At 46.8% G+C, this 20,239-nt stretch carries 17 protein-coding genes; 10 read left to right on the top strand and 7 right to left on the bottom strand.

The genetic code is table 11. The features are described 5' to 3' along the window. The first annotated feature begins 63 nt into the window (after positions 1–63). The 5 genes from tsaD (at position 64) to FOT42_RS00605 (ending at position 4,841) form a co-directional block, all read left to right on the top strand. Positions 64–1,092 (top strand): tRNA (adenosine(37)-N6)-threonylcarbamoyltransferase complex transferase subunit TsaD, encoded by a 1,029-nt coding sequence (gene tsaD / locus FOT42_RS00625; protein ID WP_151888641.1) that lies wholly within the window; start codon positions 64–66, stop codon positions 1,090–1,092. 28 nt (positions 1,093–1,120) lie between these two features. Further along, entirely contained in the window at positions 1,121–1,825 is a 705-nt protein-coding gene (locus FOT42_RS00620; protein ID WP_151888640.1) for a 16S rRNA (uracil(1498)-N(3))-methyltransferase, read from the top strand. A gap of 69 nt (positions 1,826–1,894) precedes the next feature. Beyond that, the gene (locus FOT42_RS00615) at positions 1,895–2,542 is read left to right on the top strand and encodes a DUF4159 domain-containing protein (RefSeq protein ID WP_151888639.1); all 648 of its coding nucleotides are present in this window, start codon (positions 1,895–1,897) and stop codon (positions 2,540–2,542) included. Positions 2,543–2,548: 6 nt separating this feature from the next. After that, positions 2,549–3,649: an AI-2E family transporter gene (locus FOT42_RS00610; RefSeq protein WP_151888638.1), complete on the top strand. Its 1,101-nt coding sequence runs from the start codon at positions 2,549–2,551 to the stop codon at positions 3,647–3,649. 7 nt (positions 3,650–3,656) lie between these two features. Continuing rightward, the gene (locus FOT42_RS00605; protein WP_151888637.1) at positions 3,657–4,841 is read left to right on the top strand and encodes a class I SAM-dependent methyltransferase; all 1,185 of its coding nucleotides are present in this window, start codon (positions 3,657–3,659) and stop codon (positions 4,839–4,841) included. On the opposite strand, the gene FOT42_RS00600 is transcribed toward FOT42_RS00605, so the two are convergent. Genes FOT42_RS00600 through FOT42_RS00585 form a run of 4 tightly spaced genes read right to left on the bottom strand, consistent with a single transcriptional unit; the run spans position 4,838 to position 7,762 of the window. Then, on the bottom strand, positions 4,838–5,764 hold the full coding sequence (locus FOT42_RS00600; protein WP_151888636.1) for an alpha/beta hydrolase: 927 nt from the start codon (positions 5,762–5,764) through the stop codon (positions 4,838–4,840). The genes FOT42_RS00605 and FOT42_RS00600 overlap by 4 nt on opposite strands. 15 nt (positions 5,765–5,779) lie before the next feature. Then, positions 5,780–6,505 (bottom strand): M15 family metallopeptidase, encoded by a 726-nt coding sequence (locus FOT42_RS00595; protein WP_226789762.1) that lies wholly within the window; start codon positions 6,503–6,505, stop codon positions 5,780–5,782. Then, a complete protein-coding gene (locus tag FOT42_RS00590) occupies positions 6,505–7,218 on the bottom strand; it encodes a carboxylesterase family protein (RefSeq protein WP_151888635.1) in 714 nt (237 codons plus the stop codon). Before FOT42_RS00590 ends, FOT42_RS00595 begins: the two co-directional genes overlap by 1 nt. A gap of 22 nt (positions 7,219–7,240) precedes the next feature. Further along, positions 7,241–7,762 carry a 5' nucleotidase, NT5C type gene (locus FOT42_RS00585; protein ID WP_151888634.1) on the bottom strand — a complete coding sequence of 174 codons (522 nt, stop codon included), beginning with the start codon at positions 7,760–7,762 and terminating at the stop codon, positions 7,241–7,243. A 262-nt stretch (positions 7,763–8,024) separates the two neighbouring features. Here FOT42_RS00585 and FOT42_RS00580 point away from each other — a divergent pair, with 262 nt between their 5' ends. The 5 genes from FOT42_RS00580 (at position 8,025) to FOT42_RS00560 (ending at position 16,344) form a co-directional block, all read left to right on the top strand. Beyond that, entirely contained in the window at positions 8,025–8,507 is a 483-nt protein-coding gene (locus FOT42_RS00580; protein WP_226789761.1) for a CAP domain-containing protein, read from the top strand. A gap of 325 nt (positions 8,508–8,832) precedes the next feature. After that, on the top strand, positions 8,833–11,961 hold the full coding sequence (locus FOT42_RS00575) for an Ig-like domain-containing protein (protein WP_226789760.1): 3,129 nt from the start codon (positions 8,833–8,835) through the stop codon (positions 11,959–11,961). 35 nt (positions 11,962–11,996) lie between these two features. Then, complete coding sequence (locus FOT42_RS00570; RefSeq protein WP_151888631.1) at positions 11,997–12,926, top strand: PorP/SprF family type IX secretion system membrane protein; 930 nt, start codon at positions 11,997–11,999, stop codon at positions 12,924–12,926. A 35-nt stretch (positions 12,927–12,961) separates the two neighbouring features. Next, positions 12,962–14,908, top strand: coding sequence for an OmpA family protein (locus FOT42_RS00565; protein WP_151888630.1), 1,947 nt, complete (start codon positions 12,962–12,964; stop codon positions 14,906–14,908). Between the two features lie 143 nt (positions 14,909–15,051). Then, positions 15,052–16,344, top strand: coding sequence for a M20/M25/M40 family metallo-hydrolase (locus tag FOT42_RS00560; protein ID WP_151888629.1), 1,293 nt, complete (start codon positions 15,052–15,054; stop codon positions 16,342–16,344). 126 nt (positions 16,345–16,470) lie between these two features. On the opposite strand, the gene FOT42_RS00555 is transcribed toward FOT42_RS00560, so the two are convergent. The 3 genes from FOT42_RS00555 to pnuC all read right to left on the bottom strand — a co-directional run bounded on the left by FOT42_RS00555 (position 16,471) and on the right by pnuC (position 19,909). Further along, positions 16,471–18,054 carry an amidohydrolase family protein gene (locus FOT42_RS00555; RefSeq protein WP_151888628.1) on the bottom strand — a complete coding sequence of 528 codons (1,584 nt, stop codon included), beginning with the start codon at positions 18,052–18,054 and terminating at the stop codon, positions 16,471–16,473. A gap of 261 nt (positions 18,055–18,315) precedes the next feature. After that, complete coding sequence (locus tag FOT42_RS00550; RefSeq protein WP_226789759.1) at positions 18,316–19,335, bottom strand: acyl-CoA dehydrogenase family protein; 1,020 nt, start codon at positions 19,333–19,335, stop codon at positions 18,316–18,318. Further along, positions 19,316–19,909 carry a nicotinamide riboside transporter PnuC gene (pnuC, locus tag FOT42_RS00545; protein ID WP_192938292.1) on the bottom strand — a complete coding sequence of 198 codons (594 nt, stop codon included), beginning with the start codon at positions 19,907–19,909 and terminating at the stop codon, positions 19,316–19,318. Before pnuC ends, FOT42_RS00550 begins: the two co-directional genes overlap by 20 nt. Positions 19,910–20,239 lie beyond the last annotated feature (330 nt).

Genomic DNA, 20,239 nt, shown 5'->3' with positions numbered 1-20,239 from the left:
GCGAAGTTTTTTGATAGGGCTTTTATGTTTTACCTTTGACGACCAATTTTTGTTCCAAAACCTGTGACAGACATAAAAAAATATATCCTTGCCATTGAATCATCCTGCGATGACACTTCCGCTGCCGTACTTTGTGATGCAAAAGTACTGAGCAATGTGGTAGCTACACAAGAAATCCACAAGCAATATGGAGGTGTTGTCCCCGAGTTGGCATCGAGGGCACATCAACAGAATATCGTTCCCGTGGTACACCAAGCCTTGGCCAAGGCAAATATCGATAAAAAAGAGCTATCCGCCATAGCTTTTACCCGAGGCCCGGGATTGATGGGCTCATTGCTCGTGGGCACCTCTTTCGCCAAGTCATTGGCCTTGGGGCTGGACATTCCCTTGATCGAGGTGAACCACATGGAAGCCCATATCCTGGCGCATTTTATAGATGATGAAAATGGGGCATCACCAATATTTCCCTTTTTGGGCATGACCATCAGTGGCGGACACACCCAGATTGTAAAAGTTTCCGATCATTTTACCATGGAAGTGTTGGGAGAGACCTTGGACGATGCCGTAGGCGAAGCTTTTGACAAAAGTGCCAAGCTGATGGGCCTACCCTACCCCGGAGGACCGTTGGTGGACAAACATGCGCGATTGGGCAACCCTTCTGCCTTCGATTTTCCCAAACCCAAGGTGGATGGTCTTAATTTCAGTTTCAGCGGATTGAAGACCAGTATTTTGTATTTCCTGCAAAGGGAGACACAAAAAAACCCCAATTTCGTTGCCGAGAACATCAACGATATCTGTGCCTCGGTACAGCATACCATTCTGGAAATCCTTATGGAAAAGCTGCACATGGCCGTGGAGCAGACCGGCATCAAAGAAGTGGCCATTGGAGGTGGCGTTGCCGCAAATTCGGGCATACGCGCCAGGCTCAAGGAGGCAGAGGAAACCTTGGGGTGGAAAACCTATATCCCAAAATTTGAATATTGTACGGACAATGCCGCCATGATCGGTATCGTCGGTTATCTTAAATTTGAAAAAGGACAGTTCACGGACCAGCGTGTTGCGGCAAAAGCCCGATATGCCATAGGGAGCTAAGTCCTTCAACCTTATAAATACAGAAGCCATGCAACTTTTTTACGACCCTTCACTGGACAACAGCGTTAAGCAGTTCACCTTTTCCCCCGAGGAGAGCAAGCACATTGTGAAAGTGTTGCGGAAAACCGAAGGCGACCTGCTCCAGATCACCAACGGCAAGGGTCATCTTTTTGAGGCCGAGATTTTGCTTCCAGACCCAAAAAAATGCGTGGCCCAAATCATATCGCGCACCAAGGCCATCCCGAAGAGGTACAGTCTGCACATGGCCGTGGCCCCTACAAAAATGAACGATCGGTACGAGTGGCTTTTGGAAAAAGCGACAGAGATAGGTGTGGACGAGATCACCCCTATCATCTGTGAACATTCCGAGCGAAAAACCATAAAACCGGAGCGAATGGAACGCGTGATCCAATCCGCCATGAAACAATCCCTCCAGACCATTCTGCCCAAACTCAACCCACCCATATCCTACAATGAATTCATGGAAAAGGAATTTTTGGGGCTCAAGTTCATCGCACATTGCCACAATGGCGAAAAAATGGAGCTGAAACGAAGGGTGATCGCCGATATGAGCCTCGTCATCCTCATTGGGCCAGAAGGGGATTTTTCAAAAGAGGAAGTAGATCTGGCCAAAGAAAAAGGCTTTGTGCCCATCTCCCTTGGCAACAACCGCCTACGCACTGAAACGGCCGCCATTGTGGCCTGCTCAACGGTATCCATGATCAACAGCTGACCAAAAAAAGGATTTTTTCCCTATTTGTGGACTGAATGCCTTACTTTTGAGTCAATCGGTACATTTTAAATGAAAAGGACATTCCTGCTGACCATTGCTTTCATTTTTGTCATGGCTTCTTCCAATGCCCAACAGATTGCCGTATTGAAGTATGGCGGTGGTGGTGATTGGTATTCCAACCCTACGGCACTTCCCAATCTGATACAGTTTTGCAACATCAATCTTGGTACCAAGATAGATCCACAACCCGAGACCGCAGAGGCCGGCAGTGTTACCTTGTTCAAATATCCTTTTCTGCACATGACGGGACACGGAAATGTCTTTTTTTCGGATGATGAGGTACAAAACTTGAAGACCTACCTCCTTTCCGGCGGTTTTTTGCACATCGACGACAACTACGGCATGGAGCCCTACCTCAAAAGGGAGCTCCTAAAACTTTTCCCTGACAAGCAATTGGAGGAATTGGGAGCGGACCATCCCATCTTTGATCAAAAATTTAAGTTTCCCAATGGTCTTCCCAAAATCCATGAGCATGATGGAAAAAGGCCCCAGGCGTTTGGTATTTTTGACAATGGAAGATTGATTTTGCTCTATACTTTCGAATGTGACCTTGGTGATGGATGGGAAGACCCCGCCGTGCACAACGATCCCGAAGAAGTCCGACAGAAAGCGCTCCAAATGGGTGCCAACATAGTTGAATATGCTTTTAAAAGCTGATCTTTCATGAACTCAAAGACAATTGCCAACGGAATATTACGTGCAGTGGCCATCATGGTCGGCGTGGCCCTTATGGCCATTTTCGTCTATAAGATTCGGTCCGTATTGGCCTATTTGGCCATAGCGGCCGTCATTGCATTGCTGGGTCGGCCCATAGTGCTTTTTTTACGAAGGAAACTGAGATTTCCGAACATGCTTGCCGTGGTGGCCACCATGGTTTTCATGCTCTCTATTTTTCTGGGCATCTTGGCCCTTTTCATTCCTTTGATCTCAGAGCAGAGCAAAAACCTTTCCCTCTTGGACATTGACTCGCTCAAAGCGGACATCAATACCCTATACCTTCAAATTTTGGATTACTTCGGGGCTTCAACAAGGAGTGTCGATGACCTGATAACGGATTCCAAGATCGAAGAAAGCGTGCTGCAGGGCCTCGACCTGAAGTTCATCCCGAATTTTCTCAACTCCTTCGTCAATACCCTGAGCAATTTTAGCATCGGACTGTTCTCTGTGCTTTTCATTTCCTTTTTCTTTTTGAAGGACAGCAAATTGTTCCAAAATGGAATGCTCACCTTTGTGCCCGACAATAAGGAAAGTAATTTGGTGAAAACTATAGATAAGATCAATGGGTTGCTCTCCAGATATTTTGCTGGGATATTGTTGCAACTTTTCATCCTTTTTGTGATCTATACCGTTGCACTCTTGGTCGTGGGCGTGGAAAATGCCATCGTCATCGCGTTCCTTTGTGCCCTTTTCAATATTATCCCATACATAGGTCCGCTCATTGGGGGGGCCATCATGGTCACGCTCACCATGACCAGTTTTTTGGGTGCCGATTTCAGCACTGTCATATTGTCCAAAACACTTTACGTTTTGATCGGTCTGGGCATTGGCCAATTGGTGGATAATTTCTTTTCCCAACCCTTTATTTTTTCCACCAGTGTGAAATCACATCCGTTGGAAATCTTCTTGATCATCATTATTGCCGGATTGCTTTTTGGGGTGGTCGGGATGGTCGTTGCAGTACCTGGATATACCGCCATTAAGGTCATCTTGAAGGAATTTTTGGCCGAAAACACCTTTGTAAAAAAATTGACCAAAGGCTTATAGTATCGGTTTGAATAAATCACTATTACATACTGGTCCACAATCATTTATATCAGAAAATTTCAATACTGACATGATGTCAGTTTTACTGCAGAAACCCCTATTTGAAGGGGTATCCCAAAAAGAACTGGTTGCCCAGCTTGAAGCAAAAAAAAAGAGCCAAGACAAACTGCCCACTTGGTTCCATTCAGCCAACATCTATTATCCCAACAAGCTCAATATAGAGCAGACCAGTTCGGAAGCTATCGCGAAGTACAAGGCCCAAATCGTGAGTGGAAAATCGCTTGTCGACCTTACGGGTGGGTTTGGTGTGGACAGCTATTTTTTTTCCCGAAAAATGGACTCCGTAGTGCATTGTGAAATCAATCCGGAACTGAGTGAAATTGCCGCACATAATTTCAAAGTCCTGGGCAGGGAAAACATACAATGCATCGCTGCGGATGGGATGGATTTTCTGAAGACAGCCACACAAAATTTTGATTGGATCTACATCGACCCCTCAAGACGGAACGACAAAAAGGGAAAGGTTTTTTTACTTGCCGATTGCTTGCCCAATCTACCGGAAAATCTAGATCTGGTTTTTCAGAGAACCCGGCATGTGTTATTGAAAACTTCTCCGCTGCTCGACATCAAACAAGGCATCAGTGAACTAAATTATGTAAAAGAGGTGCATATTGTCGCCCTCAACAATGAGGTCAAAGAACTCCTGTTCGTGCTTGAAAGAGATTTTGTGGGCGACGTTGCCATCCAAGCGGTGAACATCATCAACGGCAAGGAGGACAAATTCCGATTCATGCTAGAAGAAGAACAGAACAACGCTGTCGTATTCGGAGAACCATCGACCTATCTCTATGAACCGAATGCGGCCATCATGAAATCCGGGGGATTCAAATCGATTGGTGCCACCTACCAGTTCCATAAGCTACACCCTCACTCCCATTTATATACTTCGCCCACGCTGGTGGATTTCCCGGGTAGGTCATTTGTGATTGAAAAGGCTCTTCCCTATTCCAAAAGTTCCATAAAAGCACTAGGCGTCACCAAAGCCAACATCACCACTCGCAATTTTCCGATGTCCGTGGCCGATCTCCGCAAAAAGCACAATATCAAGGATGGTGGTGAGACCTATCTTTTCTTCACGAAGGACCTCAATGACTCGCTTTTGGTTTTACAGTGTACAAAAACCATGGACTAATCCAAATTGGCGAGCCAATCGAATAGCAGGTCCATCCAATTCTTCAATCGCTCGTCGTTCAAAGCCATAGAAAAACCATGTCCGCCAGAGGGATACACATGCATGGTTGCAGGTACCTGATGCTGCCTTAGTGCTGCAAAGAACAAGGTGCTGTTCTCTACAGGAACAGCTTTGTCATCCATGGCATGCAGCAGAAATGTTGGAGGGGTTTCGCCATCAACATGCTTTTCATTGGAGAGGTAGTCCACTTCCTCCTGCGTAGGATTCCCACCCAATAGTGAAGCTCTGGACCCTGTATGGGTGCTTGGATGCCCCAACGTAATGACCGGGTAGATCAATGCCATAAAATCAGGTCGTGCGGAGAGATCATCGGCCGCATCCTGCCACTGATACACCTTATTCTTATAGTGGGTGCCCAATGAAGAGGCCAGATGTCCTCCTGCCGAAAACCCCATGATGCCGATCTTGCCGGGTGCGATGCCCCACTCCGCTGCCTTCGACCTCACCAACCTGATGGCCCGCTGCGTATCTTGCAAAGGCACTACATTTTTGCCTTTGGTTATGGACTTAGACCCGGGCAAACGGTATTTTACCACGATACCGGCCACTCCTTTTAACGTGAGGGCCTTCGCAATGTCCGTCCCCTCCCAATCGTAGGCCAGTCCATGGTATCCGCCTCCAGGAAAGATAAGCACGGCCTGTCCGTTCGCATGTTTTGGGGCAGGCAAATAGACTTCCAATGTGGGGGTCTGGACATTGGTGACCCAGGTTATCCCATCATCTGTATGCTCCACAACTTCCTTTTCCTCAGATTCTATCTGGTTGGGAATTGCTTTCGGCCATAGGGGCATTATCGTATCCTGTGCTGACATTGCAATCGTCATCAATGTAAAAATCAAAGTTGTTTTTCCGATTGTTTTCATATATCCAAATAAGGGTCAGTCATTGCATTTCCATTTGAAGTTGGCCACTTTGTCATTGGAAGCCGCAGACAGATTATAGTGCCACCACTCGGTCCGGATGGACCAAAACCCATGTGATTCCATAGTTTCTTTCAACAGTTTTCTGTTTTCCAAGATCTCTTTGGGCAAATCTGTATTGTCGTGGTAGGCCCTTTTGCCAAAATAGTCAAAATCGGTACCCATATCCAGTTCGTTTCCATCCATATCCACCAAAGTGATGTCCACAGCGCCTCCCTTGTTGTGGATGGACCCTTTATCCGGATTGGCCACGTATTGCGGATTGGGCACAATTTCCCACATCTTGTACTGCACGGAATTGGGCCTGTAACAATCAAAGAATTTGATCTTGACCCCTCTTTTCAAAAAATCCTTGTTGGCGGCAATGAGTGCCTTGGCCGTTTTGACCCGGGTGTAACATTCGGCACAGTCATAGACCTTGGCCTTTAAAAAGTTGTTTTCCGTGGCATAGCGAAGGTCGTAGGCAAAATCATCACTGAAATCGGCCAAACGGACAAAAGTGGTATCGGCCAGTCCCTGAAAAGTCTTCAGCTTTGGTTCTTGGGGAATTGAGTCCATGATCGGCAAGGTGGTCTCTTTTTTTACTTCAACAATTTCCTTTTCAATGCTTTTCTCTCCCTCCTGTTTCCCACGACAGGCCAAAAGGGCTACAAGACCCAAAAAGGGCATTATATATTTCGTCATCAATCTAAACGTTTTTGTTTCGCAAACCAAGTATATAGGGAATCAGTGGTATAGGCCCTGTCCCATGCATTATGTCCCACCCCTTTATATCTGGTGTAGCGCACATCATATCCCATTTCCTTTAATTTATTCACCATTTGGTCCGATTCATCCACGGCAATGACATCATCTTTGTCCCCATGGAAGACCCATATGGGCATTTCCTTATCAATCCAATGGGCATATGGCAAAGGCGCCATGCCACAGACCACGGCCATGGCCGCAAACTTATCAGGGTATTGCGTGGCCAGTTCCCAAGCTCCACTTCCTCCCCTACTGAGCCCCGTCAGATAGATGCGCTTGCTATCTACATTACTGTTATCGACGACAGAGTCCAGCAATTGCATCACGGCCTGGGCATTCCACCATTTTTTTTCGTGGGGATTTTGCGGGGCCAAGATCAAAAAAGGAAATTGTTTGCCCTGAGCCAAAAGTCTGGGCGGACCATTTCTTTTTACCCATCCCAATTCCCCACCGGATTCTCCACCACCATGCAGAAAGAGCAGAATCCCGAACTCTTTGTCTCCATTTGGGGAATATCCTTCAGGATAATAAAGGTAGTATTTAAGGTTCTCCCTGGTCACGGTCTCCAGTTCATCCTGTACCAACTGGGATTGTGCGGCACAGGCTTGGAGCAAAAAAAGAGTGGCCATAAAAAATATCCGGGATAACATCTGAAACGTTTTGGCCTACAAGTTACAAAAGTTTGTCGGCTATGTCCTTCCAAGTATTGGCACGCTCAAAGAGGGTGACATTCGTATTGTGTGGCGAGGTGAACATGATGGACCTACCTTCGAACGGACCTAGGTTTTTACTTCTGTCATCGATCAGGACATCCCCCTTCAAAACGTGCTTGTTACCGCACAGGATTCGGTATTGCCAAGGGATGAATGGAAAGAACTCGTCCAACCAATCCGATTTTTCCCGAAGGGACTGCGGAAACTCCATGGCGGCAGATGCGATATAGACGTCATGCTTTTTGCTGAGTTCAAACAGAACTTCTTGGCTATCTGGAATCACTTGCAAGTTTTTGAAAAAGCCGTCCCGCCAAGTATGGTCCCTTATGGATTGTTGGTGCTCCTCGGGTACACATTGCCACGCTTCCCTACCATAACAATCCTCCCTTTTGAGTTGGGCATTGAATTCCTCATTGTACAGGTCAAGGTGTGCTCCAAATGCATCGGCAATCACCTCGTCCATATCCACAAAAATGGTCATGCTTTTGTTTTTTGGTGAAGTACGTCAAAACTTGTGAGTTATTCAAAAAAATCCCACCCTATAATCTTTCTCTTACAAAGGGCCACGATGATGTGAAGGCTTTTCCCGATAACTGTTTTACATCGATCCCACATAAAGTGGATTTGGGCAAAATACGGGTCTTTCATCGAGGATAATGGCCACTTCACATAAAGAATCCCTGTGGTCTTTAACTAGGGGAATTGTCGGGATACTTTTGCACCCGAATTTAAAAAAAGTGGTTTTGAAAAAGCAGAAATTTCCCCTCTTTACCCTCATTGCATTCGTATTGTTTATAGCCTCTTGCAGTGCCCCGTCATTGGAAGATGAGGTCGTACTTTCTCCCGAAAATATGGCGACGGACATTGAACTGGAAATCATTGAACTTGTGAACGAGTATCGATTGTCCAAAGGATTGAATGTTTTGGAGTTTGATGGTATCGCCTATGACTATGCGGCCCAGCATACGGAAGAGATGATCTCGGAAGGCAAAATAAGCCATGATAATTTTGATGTACGGTCCTCCAATCTGGCCCAAGATGCCCATGCGGACTATGTTTCCGAAAATGTGGGAAAGAACTACACGACTGCCAAGGCCATAGTCCAGGCATGGATCAAAAGTGACACCCACAGAAAAGTAATGGAAGGGGATTTTCTCTATACGGCCGTGAGTGTACAGGCGGATGGATCGGGCACCCTCTACTTCACCCAGCTTTTCTACAAATAGTATTGATTGCGCCTTGATATTCCAATTAATAATCCAATACCTACTTTAAATACATATTTTTAACTATATATAATAGTATTTGTATGCAAATTTAATTTGATATTACATATGATATAAATCATATTTTCTTTCTTTTTTATTCAGAATTAGACTACGAAACAAAATAATTGATAAATAATTAAGTTATATATAAAAAATTATGACTTTTGTTATGGATCAATTATTACATTATTTAAAAAAATCATTTTTCCTTATTTTATTTGTTTTATCGGCTTTTTCAGTTAATGGACAATCCTTTGCAACAAACATTATAAGTGAAGATGAAGTGGACAATTCGGCCAACGCGATTGATGGTAATCTGTCCACATCTGCAACAGTAAGGGCAAGTACCGGCATCGCATTGGGAATCGGTGCCTACACCGGTCATTTGGAAGTGGAATTCCCTTCTACTTTGACATCGAACACCACTTCCTACGTGAAACTGGAAACCGAAGAAGATTTGCTTCCCATTTTATTGGGAGGTAATCTTGGAGGGCTTTTATCCGACATCTTGGGCACAGTACTTATCGGAAACCAGGAATTCACGGTCACTGTCAAGAACAATGCCGCAACGGTGATGGAAGAATCCTCAAGCGATGCCAATCCCTTTACAACAGACATGTTAAGGGTCGTGACCAATGTGGATAACGATTACTTTTTGGCCATGTCTCCAAACTCGGACTACAACAGGGTGAGGCTCACCAACAACATAGGATCATTGATTGGCCTGAACAACACCAGGGAGTTGAGTGTTTTTGGGGCTTTCCACGGTGCCGATCCCGCTTTGTGCGGAACCCCCACATATACTTCATTTGATGGGAGCGGGCTTACCTTGGACCTATTGAATCTTGGGGCAGGGGTAACCAATCCCCATCTGGCCATAGATGGGGACTTGGGGACTTCTTCCCAATTGGGACTAGGTGTCTTGGGTGTGGCCGCCAGCATTGAACAGACCGTTTACTTTGACACCCTTTCCGAAGTTGGGGAAAATTTTTATATCCGATTTGGAGTAGATCCTGAATTGGTGCAGGCAGGTGTCCTGAACAATATTGAAGCCATCGTTCAAAATGGTTCCCAGTCTCCCTTCTTTACACAAAACATATCCAGTCTTTTAAATGTTGATCTATTAGGTCTTCTGCAAGGCGGGGAAGTAGTGACCATCCCATTGGACCCCGGCGCACCGGCCGATAGGGTCACACTCCGTCTGTCGTCCCTACTCAACATTTCTTTGGACCAAAATCTGAACCTCTTTGAAATATACCGTGCTCCGGCCATGCCTGAATTGGATCCAGACTCACAAGACGTAAGCATTTGTGATGGCTCATCGGTTGACCTGACGGCCACAACTTCCGTGGGCAACCAATTGCGATGGTACGATGCTGAAACAGGAGGAAATCTCCTGGCCACCGTAAACTCCGGTGTGGCCTATACAACCCCTGTCTTGAACACGAACACGACATATTATGTAGCAGCGGTAGAAGTGGGTTGCCCCGAAGAGTCTCCTAGAGTTCCCGTACTCGTGAGCGTAGTTGACATTCCAACTGCCAGCGACATCACCATCATTGGTGATGAGAATCCCATTTGTTCCTCCAATGATGTGGTATTGATCCCTTCCAGTGATGTGGATGGCACTTATAGTTGGTATTTTGACGCCAACGCCACCAATGAGATCACGGATGGACAGGTAGTGGGATCGGTGACATACAACATCGACCCAGATGATGGAACGCTCATCATCAACGGATTGGACCAAGCGGGCAGCCCATATTCTTATTATGTAAGGGTCACCGAAGCCACAGCGGGCTGTGAAAATGCCCCTGGTGACCTTCAAGTGGCCAATGTTGAAGTTGTGGATTCAGGAGCCAGTGTGAGCATTCTTTCCACTCCCATCATCACACTGGAAAACTTGATCGACTTCTTTTTGGGAACACCAACTTATGCGGTTACAGGTAGTGTTACCGGTGATGCAAGCGTTGGAGATGCCATTACGCTCACCATCAATGGTCAAACCTATAATGGGGTGCTGGATGCCAATTTGGATTTTGACATTGACGTTGATGGATCGGATCTGGCACTCGATCCCGATACAGCCATTGAGGTATTCATCAACGGGGGGCTTTGCTCACTGACTGGCGACATCGACATAGACATTCCTGTGTTGATCGTGGACGACCTGCTCCAGATATTCTGTGCCTCGGACAATCCCACATTACTCGATTTGGAAGTGAACAGTAACATTTCGCTTTTCGACAGTCTTGACAGTGTTGTGGAGCTCGACCTTGACACCCCCCTAGTGGACGGAGAGGTCTATTTTGCAGGGATTTTGGGTGTTCCCATATCGGTGTTGGCCAGAGTGGGCATTACCGTGAACATCATCAATCCTCCAACACCTACTACCACATCCAGTACACAGACCTTTTGTGCAAGTGATGACCCCACTGTGGGAGATCTCCAAGTGAGCGAACCCAATGTGATCTTTTACGACAGTCCAACTGGGGGCCAAGAACTGGCACCATCAACAGCTTTGGCCAACGGAACCAACTATTACGGAGCCATCCGGGATTCCGATGGATGTGAAAGCACCAATAGACTGCAGATAGCTGTGGCCGTGGAGGGAGAAACCCCTACCACCATGTCTGCCAACCAAGCCTTCTGTGCCGATGCAGATCCCACAATTGCCGATATACAGGTGAACGAAGCGAACATCGTTTTCTATGACAGCCCATCCGGAGGTCAGGAACTGGATGCCTCCTTACCTTTGGTGGATGGTAGCAATTACTATGCAGTCATAAGGGAAACCAGTGGATGTGAAAGCTCCATCCGTTTGCAGATTGCGGTTGTGGTTGATGATGGTGGACCCATCACACTGACAGGTCAGACCGAAGAGGCCTGCCGCAATGGGGAAGAATACACCTATACCACCGAGACCGGGAAACAGGGTTACTCTTGGACTGTTACTGGAGGAAGTATTGTGGCTGGAGGAACTGCCACGGACGATTTTGTGACCGTTACCTGGGATAGCCTTCAGGGCACATCCATCAGCGTGGGGTATGAAGATCCGGCCAGCTGCAACCCTGTTGAAACATTCCAATTGGATGTTGCCGTTGTGGAGTGCGTTCTGGGAGAGGAATTCTGCTTGAGGGTCTACAACGAGTTCTCTCCGAACAATGATGGTTTCAACGACTTTTTCGAAATAGAGTGCATCGAAGACTACGCCAATAACATAAAAGTGTTCAATAGAAATGGGAACAAGGTCTTTGAGGCCATGGACTATCAGAACAACTGGGACGGGATAGCCAACGTGAACGGTATCCTCAACAAAGGGGAGCACCTGCCCTCCGGCACCTATTACTACGTCATCAATATTCCTGAACTGAACAGGAACCTCGTAGGTTGGTTACAACTGGCCCGATAAAAGCACTTTTCAAAATCAAACAATACCATTTAGCAATGATACAGATCATAAAAAACAGAATAGGAGCTATACTGTGCCTCACGTTGGCGCTGCAATGGACCGGGGTCAAAGGACAGCAAGCCCCACAGTACACACAATACATGTACAATACAACGGTCCTAAACTCTGGATATACGGGGACCAGCGCCAATTTTGAGGCCAATGTCCTCTACCGTACGCAATGGGTGGGCCTGGATGGGGCACCTGAGACCCAGTCCTTCACCATACAGGGCAGGACTGGCAAAAGGATCGGGCTTGGGCTGACCGCAGTGAACGACAATATCGGTGCCTCCAACAATGTGAAAGTGAACGGCCATTTTGCCTATGAGCTCCCAACAGGTCAAAAGACCAAGCTCTCACTTGGGTTGAATGCCGGGTTGGACATACTCAATATTGATTGGTCAAAAGGGATCTATTCAGACGATCTGGACCCTGTTTTCAGTGAAAATCTCAATGAGACCAGGCCCATGTTCGGAGTGGGTGCTTATTTCTATAGTGATCGTTGGTACCTTGGACTGTCCACGGACAATTTTCTGAATTCGGAAATCTATAGTGATGATGACAGAGCGGTAACGGACAGAAAAAGCCAATACTACTTTATGGCAGGCTATGTTATGGACCTTTCCAGCAGTGTCAAGTTCAAGCCGGCCATGCTCACCAAGCATGTTGCAGGGACGCCGCTCACTTTGGATGTTTCAGCAAACTTCCTTTTGCAGGAAAAGGTAAGCCTTGGTGTGGCCTATAGATATGACGATGCCGTGAGCATACTGGCCGGGCTCCACTTTGCCAAGAGGTTCTTCGTGGGCTATGCCTATGACTATTCCTTGACCGGCTTGGACAACTATAACGATGGCTCCCATGAGATCATCTTGAAATACAGTGTTTTTGATGTAAACAAAAGGGCACTCTCCCCAAGATTTTTCTAAAGAAAAACCTTTGAATGTCACAAAATTCAATACCCATGAAAAAAACGATACTTCTTATAGCGTTCTGTTCCTTTATCGGTACAATGGCACAGAACAAGCTTGAAAGGGCGGACGAACTGTTCAATGACTTTAAGTTTGACAAGGCCATAGTCCTCTATAAAGATCTGGCTGCGGAAAAATCAAACCCACCCTTACATGTGGTGCAACGATTGGCGGACAGCTATTTCAACATGAGCGAATACCAAAAGGCCAAGGAATGGTATGCAAAGCTCTATGCCTCCGAAGGGAAAAACACGGGAGAGGGCAACATCATCAAGTTGGTGCAGTGCCTAAAGGCCGATATGCAAAACGAGGAGGCGGACAAGCTGCTCCGAGACTTTTATTCCGACCAAAAAAAGTTGGACATGATGATGGCCCAAAAAGCATACTTGGATAGCCTTTTAATGAACGATCCCAGCTTTGAAGTCCAGAATTTGGCCTTCAACAGCAAAAAATCGGATTTTGCACCTTCGTTCTATGAGGACCTTTTGGTCTTTGCATCGGCCAGGGACACCGTAAAATCCAGCGGAAAGCTGTATCCATGGAACAACCAGCCCTATCTGGACCTCTATGTGACCAATCCCAATGTGTCCCGTTTTGTTCCCGAAAAGTTTTTGGACAACCTGGCATCCTCCTACCACGATGCCAACGTGGCCGCCGTACCCGGGACTCAGACCATCTATTTTACCCGGAACTATTTGAAAAAGGACAAGCTGAACGCCAATAGCGACGGGCTGTCCAACATGCAAATCCTCAAGGGAAGTATCCTCAACAATGAATTGGTGAACGTGAGCTCATTATCCTTCAACAGTAAGGACTACTCATGCGGACACCCGGCCCTGAGTGCAGATGGAAAATACCTCTATTTCACCTCCAATATGCCGGGCGGATATGGGGAGAGTGACCTTTATATGGTGGAACTCGGTGTTGATGGGGATGCCCTCACCCCTCCCAAAAACTTGGGGCCCAATGTGAATACCAAAGGTAGGGAGATGTTCCCCTATGTAGATGGGAACACCCTTTACTTCTCATCCGATGGTCATTATGGTCTTGGGGGATTGGATATTTTTTCCACCACCATCCAATCAAAGGACAGCTATACGTTGCCCGAGAACATTGGCCCACCGATCAATGGCAATATGGATGACTTTTCCATGATCCTACGCGGTGAAACCGGAAATGGGTACTATGCCTCCAATCGTTTTGGCGGTGTTGGGGATGATGACATCTACCGCATCAAAAAAGCCAAACCCGTCAATTGTTTGGTCTATTCGGGCTATGTGCTGAATGAAAAGACCAACGAACCCCTACCCTTGGCCAATGTGGAGCTCTATGACACCACCACTGGATTTGTCACCGGCATGAAGACGGACGACAATGGGGCCTTCAGTGTGACATTGCCCTGCAACAAGGAAAGTAAACTGGTGTTCTCCAAACCACGGTTCACCAAAAAAGAGATAGTGATCAACACGGGCGAAGACCCCCAAAGTCCGTCAGAAGAGAACATGGTCTACCTCACCCCTTTCGAGAGTTTGGTGGTGAAGGATGGCGATGTGGAAAAAATCAAGGTGGATCCCATTTATTTTGATTATGACAAATCGGAAATCACCCCAAGGGCCGAAATCGAGCTGGAAAAAGTCCTTTTTGCCATGAAGGAATTCCCCAGTATCAAAATAAAGATTGAGTCGCACACCGATTCCAGGGGATCGGACCAATATAATTTTAGGTTGTCGGACGATAGGGCAAAATCCACCATGTGGTATCTGATCTCCAAAGGAGTGGAACCGGACCGGATCGTGAGTGCCAACGGTTATGGCGAGTATCGCTTGAAGAACAAATGTTCCAACGGAGTGAAGTGCAGCGAACAGGAACACTTGGTGAACAGGCGTTCCGACTTTGTCATCGTGGAAAAAGGGGAAACCTTGGAAAACGTTCAGCGATAAGCATGGAAAGGTAAAGCTTGGTTTAGTTTTAGTTTGGGAAAACCGTTACCTTCACAGGGATTACGGTCACAAAAGCGCATGTATTTGCGCTTTTGTGTTTAAAACTGTCAATCATCAAACTAAACCTAAAAAGAACACCGATCATGAAACAAATCGCATGGGGCCTGCTAATGACCTTCGGATTATTGTCATATTCGACAATGGCCCAAGAAAAAATCGAAGCCAAATATACCAAGGAAGTGGAACGCTTGGCCAGCACAAAACAGGTCAAGGCCGCTTTTGATTTTATCAAAGAGCAAAAAGATGAAACCACTCAAGATTTGATCACACTCACCGAAGTACCGGCACCTCCCTTTATGGAGGATGAACGTGGAAAGGTTTTCTCCAAAATGCTCCAGGAAGCTGGCGTGGACAGCATCTGGACCGACAAGGTCGGCAATGTGATCGGTCTGCGGAAAGGAAGTCCTGGCGAATCGGGCTACGTGGGCGTTGATGCGCATTTGGATGTGGTCTTTCCCGAAGGGACCGATGTTACCGTAAAAAAGGTCGGGGACACCTTGAAGGCTCCCGGCATTGGGGACGATACCCGCGGATTGGCCATGCTCATCAGCATGCTGAAGGCCATGAACAAGGCAGAGATAAAGACCAAAAAAGACATTCTTATCGTGGGAACAGTCGGTGAAGAAGGCTTGGGTGACCTCAGGGGAATGAAGCACATTTTTAACGAATCTGGGCTGGACATCGATTCGTGGATAGCTATCGACGGGGGAAGTTTGGGGCGGATAAGCAATGCCGGATTGGGCTCCAAACGATATAAACTGACCATAAAAGGTCCTGGCGGGCATTCGTGGGGTGCCTTTGGGCTTGCCAACCCGCACCATGCCCTGGGAAAGGTCATTGCTATTTTTTCCAAGGATGCATGGGACTATACTTCGGGAGATATTCCAAGGACCAGTTTCAATGTGGGCCGTATCGGTGGGGGAACCTCGGTGAATTCCATTCCCTTCGAATCGTGGATGGAAGTGGATATGCGTGCCGTGGACCCAAAAAATTTGGATGAAATTGAAACTATTTTCAAAAAATCGGTGGAAAAGGCCATTGTGGAGTACAATAATAGTGGTGTACGGGATGAAGTGACTTACGAACTCATCAAGATTGGGGATAGGCCCTCTGGAGAGCTTTCCCCTTCCCTGCCCCTCATCCAAAGGAGCATGGCCGCCACACAATATTTTGGGGCAACGCCAAGTTTGGGACGTGGGTCCACGAACATCAATATTCCCGTTTCCAAAGGAATACCTTCCGTGTGCATCGGCCGGGGCGGAAAGGGAGGCGGAGCGCACTCACTGCACGAATGGTTCCTTAATGATGAACCTGGTGATGAATCCATACAACTGGCACTTTTGATCACCTTGGCACAAGCCGGATTGAGAAAATAAATGAATCCATCATACCCAAATAAAAGAACAAACCCCCTTTAGCCAACAAAGGGGGTTTTGTTTTGTGGCATCATTTGCATGATGTCCACCTGCTTAGAAATAGTGATCTTCAGAGGGTTTGGTCGGTTATTTTCCTGCTCTTTCTTTCTTTTGTTTGTCCACCATGGCTTCCACATCACGTAGCAATTGCTTGGCGTCGTATATGATACCGTCCTTGATGGTATATTCGATTCCTCCCACCCTTTCAGGTTTTCCGGTTTCATCGTTCAGACGTATGGCGCCAGTGCCATACAGCACTTTGAAGTTTTGAAGGGGGTTTTCGTCCACAAGGATCATATCGGCCAAAAGACCAGGGCGCACTACCCCGAACTCGATGGGCTTGTTGAGGGGCTTGAACACCTCCTCGGCACCGTGCATGGTGGCGGCACGGACCACTTCAAGGGGATGGAAACCTGCTTCCTGCAACATCTCCAATTCCAAAATGGTCCCAAAACCGTACAATTGGTAGATAAACCCGGAGTCGGAGCCCACGGTCACTTTTCCGCCCATGTTCTTGTACTCGTTCAGGAACTGCATCCATACCTGATAGTATTTCTTCCATGCCACCTCATCCTCGGTGGTCCAGTCGAACCAATAGGCACCATGGTTCTTACGGCTTGGTTCGAAGAAATCCATTTGGGAGGGCAGCGTATATTTTTCGTGCCAATCGGCGTTGCGTGCACGCATCACGTCCCTCCCTGCGGAATAGATGGTCATGGTCGGGTTGATGTAGAAATCCAATTTCAGGAATTCGTCCAAAAGGGCATTCCACTTTTCACCACCCGGTTTCACCAAGTTCCATTGCCGGGCCACTTGTCCAAAACGGTGCTGTTCATCGCCATAGTTGATATCTATGGGGAAAGGTTGTACATCGTGGTTCTCGTACATGGACTCGAACAGTCCGTAGAAGTGTGTCATGCTGGTCAATCCAAGTCGGGCAGCATCAATGGCGTTCATCTGTGCGACCCCGCTCTGTGCCAAGTGGGCGGTGCTGCCCATTCCCAAAGAATTGGCTTCTTCCAAGACCGCCTTCATGATGGATGGCTCATGTGCACCCAATTTCAATCCGTCAACCCCTTTCTTCTTGGCATATTGTACCCATTCCCTAGCTACTTCTGGAGTCAAGATCTTGCGGCCTTGCCATTCTTTTCCATTGCCGATGCGATGGAATGAGACCATTCGTGGTGCAACGATTTCGTTCTTGGCACTCCTTTCGCGTTCCTTGAGGGACCACTCCAAATCTCCAAAAGGGACTCCCCTCACGGTGGTGATCCCATTGGCCAACCACAATTTGTACACGTACTCTGCTTCTGGTGCCTTTGGCACCCCACCCGTATGGACATGAAGATCTACGATGCCGGGCATTAGATATTTCCCTGTAGCATCGATTTCTTTCGTGTTGCCCGTGCCCAATTTGGGACGTTTGGACTCATCAATAGGTACATGGGGAGCACCTACGCCCACCACATCGACTATCTTGTTTTTCTCTACCACAATATCCACTGGTCCTCTTGGTGGCCCCCCGGTCCCATCGATCAAGGTTACGCCACGTATGATGAGCCTGTCAAAAGGTCCTTCCCCCTCACCGGGCTTCCGGTCAGGTCCTCCCATCATTTGAGCACCCAACAACATGGGTACAATCAAGAAGGTTGTCAATAAAAAATGTTTCATAAAAAAGAATTAAAGGTTGGTTAATTGAGTTTTGGTCCCCATGATCCGGATGATTGAAAATAGCGTTGCTCAAACTTGTTTTCCAATCCAAAAAAATCAGGTTCTCAATTTTAAGTTGTAAAAATCTTTGTTAGGGGTGACAAAAGTTTGGTTTTTTTGAACAAACCCTAATTTTCACCAAAAACCATTGAAGATTTAGGAAACCAAGAGCTCGTTAGATAGTCCCATGATTTTGGCTGTATGTCACAGGTGAAGTTGAGATCAGCTTCTCTTTCCCCCAGCACTGAAAATATGATGCTGCGTAGCGGTAAAATAATCCCTGAATATCTGGTTCAGGGGGTTTTGCATACTGGATGCCCTAATCCCCAACAAAGGGTAAGCCCCAATCATTGCCCCAGAAAGCAAACGCACCGATTCAGAAGCTTCTTGATGGATTTCGAGTTCCATTTCTTCTGGCACTTGTTTCCCAGAATGGACCAGTTGTTCCACACGCTGTGCAAGTTCATTGGCCAACTGTGCTGCACTCGCTGTGATGGACAGGAGTTTGTTCAGGGTTGGCTCAGGCCCAACTATGTTTTGCGCCTCTTCCAGAAAATGTTGGGCCATCCCAATATAATTTACCCATAGGGTAAGGTCTGCAAATGCCGAAAAGGGTACTTTAAAAATCAGATGTGGCTGATGCAGTTCATCATATAAAAATGTATAGCGGCCATCCACCCATTGGGATTCCACGGTAAAAGATTCCGTGGTCGTGGCCCTCAGTCCCATTGTATCCCAATCCCTGCAGATTTCAACGTCGTCCCGTTCAAGGACAAAAGAACGCACCAAGGGGACCCCATCATCTGTAAGCACCTCCCTGCCTTCTTCCCGTATTTTGGCATTGAGCGTAAAATGGGTCAGGTAGCGGGCACCGGTGGCGTATTTCCATTTTCCTGAAACCACATAACCATTGCCTTGCCGATCTGCGGTACCGAACACACCCCCACTGCCTCCAAAAATCGGTTTTTTTCCGTTCATGAAGATTTCGGCCGCCACTTCCTTTTGTAGATTTCCGATAAAGAAATTGGCCCCACTGCAAAGGGTCACCGTCCATCCAAGACTTCCATCTATCCGGGCCAGTTCCTTCAATTTTTCCAACCCTTCGGTCAGTGACAGTTCCAGGCCACCATAACATCTGGGCACCCAAAGATTCCAAAGGTTTTGTTGGGCAATCCAGTCCAACACTTCCTTTGGCAACTCCTCCTGGCCAAAACAAAGCCCCTTAAGCCCCTGCATATTCATCTTCGCGTTTCAGTATTTTTTTCCATTTGATATATCCGGAAACGGCCACTGCGAAAAGAAATGCAGTAAGTCCGGCATAGATATAGAGTTCCTTATAGATCAAAAGGGGTATGGATATCAGATTGCTGATGTTCAGGTAGATCCAGTTCTCTATTTTCCGTTTGGCCATCAACCACATGCCCGCCCAAGCGAAGGCGCAGACGACCGCATCCCAGTAAGGAACATCGGTGTCCGTGTGCCCTGACAGCCAGTAGGCCATCAATATAAAGCATCCGAGGACAATCCCCAATGCGATACCCTGCTCTTTTTTTGTTGCAAATGAAATAGGGGCCTCTTTTCGCTGTCTGCCTATTTTCCAATAGAACCAACCATAGATGCTCATGACCAAATAATATAGATTGAGCAAAATATCGGCATAGAGACGGGATTGGTACATCACCCAGATACTGATCAAAATGGCGACAATACCAAAAAGATAATTGTGGACATTATTTTGTCTGGCCAAAAGTACTTGGACCACACCAAAGGCCGTACCCAGCCATTGCAAAAAAGTCAATTGTAAAAAGATTTCCATTTCAATTGGGTATCCGTGGTTACAAAAAAACATGGGGTACCCAAAATGGAATTCTGCCAAACGGCCATGCCAAATCCCTACGCCAGTATTACCTGGATCAGGTGCGAAGTGGTCGACTTCCGGGTATGATCTCAGCCCTGCAAACACAGGACACCCCATATATTGACAAAGATATGGATTCGTCTGGGTTTTGAAAAAGTATAGGGCATGGATTTTATCGCAATCAATTTTTAGGTCTTGATTGATTTATATATTATTTTTGCATAGTTTAAAAGGAGGCGTGAAACACACAACACTTGCCATATTATTTATAATCCATTCCTTTAAACC

Source organism: Flagellimonas hadalis, from assembly GCF_007785775.2.
GTDB classification, from domain to species: Bacteria; Bacteroidota; Bacteroidia; order Flavobacteriales; family Flavobacteriaceae; genus Flagellimonas; species Flagellimonas hadalis.
The sequence above is the reverse complement of the archived record's forward strand: the minus strand, read 5'-3'. Positions and strand labels throughout refer to the sequence as shown.

What these genes read in the sequence shown, in the direction of transcription:
- FOT42_RS00620 (WP_151888640.1), top strand. Translation starts at nt 1,121, where the DNA reads ATGCAACTTTTTTACGACCCTTCACTGGACAACAGCGTTAAGCAGTTC.
- FOT42_RS00615 (WP_151888639.1), top strand. Translation starts at nt 1,895, where the DNA reads ATGAAAAGGACATTCCTGCTGACCATTGCTTTCATTTTTGTCATGGCT.
- FOT42_RS00610 (WP_151888638.1), top strand. Translation starts at nt 2,549, where the DNA reads ATGAACTCAAAGACAATTGCCAACGGAATATTACGTGCAGTGGCCATC.
- FOT42_RS00600 (WP_151888636.1), bottom strand. Translation starts at nt 5,764, where the DNA reads ATGAAAACAATCGGAAAAACAACTTTGATTTTTACATTGATGACGATT.
- FOT42_RS00595 (WP_226789762.1), bottom strand. Translation starts at nt 6,505, where the DNA reads ATGACGAAATATATAATGCCCTTTTTGGGTCTTGTAGCCCTTTTGGCC.
- FOT42_RS00590 (WP_151888635.1), bottom strand. Translation starts at nt 7,218, where the DNA reads ATGTTATCCCGGATATTTTTTATGGCCACTCTTTTTTTGCTCCAAGCC.
- FOT42_RS00585 (WP_151888634.1), bottom strand. Translation starts at nt 7,762, where the DNA reads ATGACCATTTTTGTGGATATGGACGAGGTGATTGCCGATGCATTTGGA.
- FOT42_RS00570 (WP_151888631.1), top strand. Translation starts at nt 11,997, where the DNA reads ATGATACAGATCATAAAAAACAGAATAGGAGCTATACTGTGCCTCACG.
- FOT42_RS00565 (WP_151888630.1), top strand. Translation starts at nt 12,962, where the DNA reads ATGAAAAAAACGATACTTCTTATAGCGTTCTGTTCCTTTATCGGTACA.
- FOT42_RS00560 (WP_151888629.1), top strand. Translation starts at nt 15,052, where the DNA reads ATGAAACAAATCGCATGGGGCCTGCTAATGACCTTCGGATTATTGTCA.
- FOT42_RS00555 (WP_151888628.1), bottom strand. Translation starts at nt 18,054, where the DNA reads ATGAAACATTTTTTATTGACAACCTTCTTGATTGTACCCATGTTGTTG.
- FOT42_RS00550 (WP_226789759.1), bottom strand. Translation starts at nt 19,335, where the DNA reads ATGAATATGCAGGGGCTTAAGGGGCTTTGTTTTGGCCAGGAGGAGTTG.
- pnuC (WP_192938292.1), bottom strand. Translation starts at nt 19,909, where the DNA reads ATGGAAATCTTTTTACAATTGACTTTTTTGCAATGGCTGGGTACGGCC.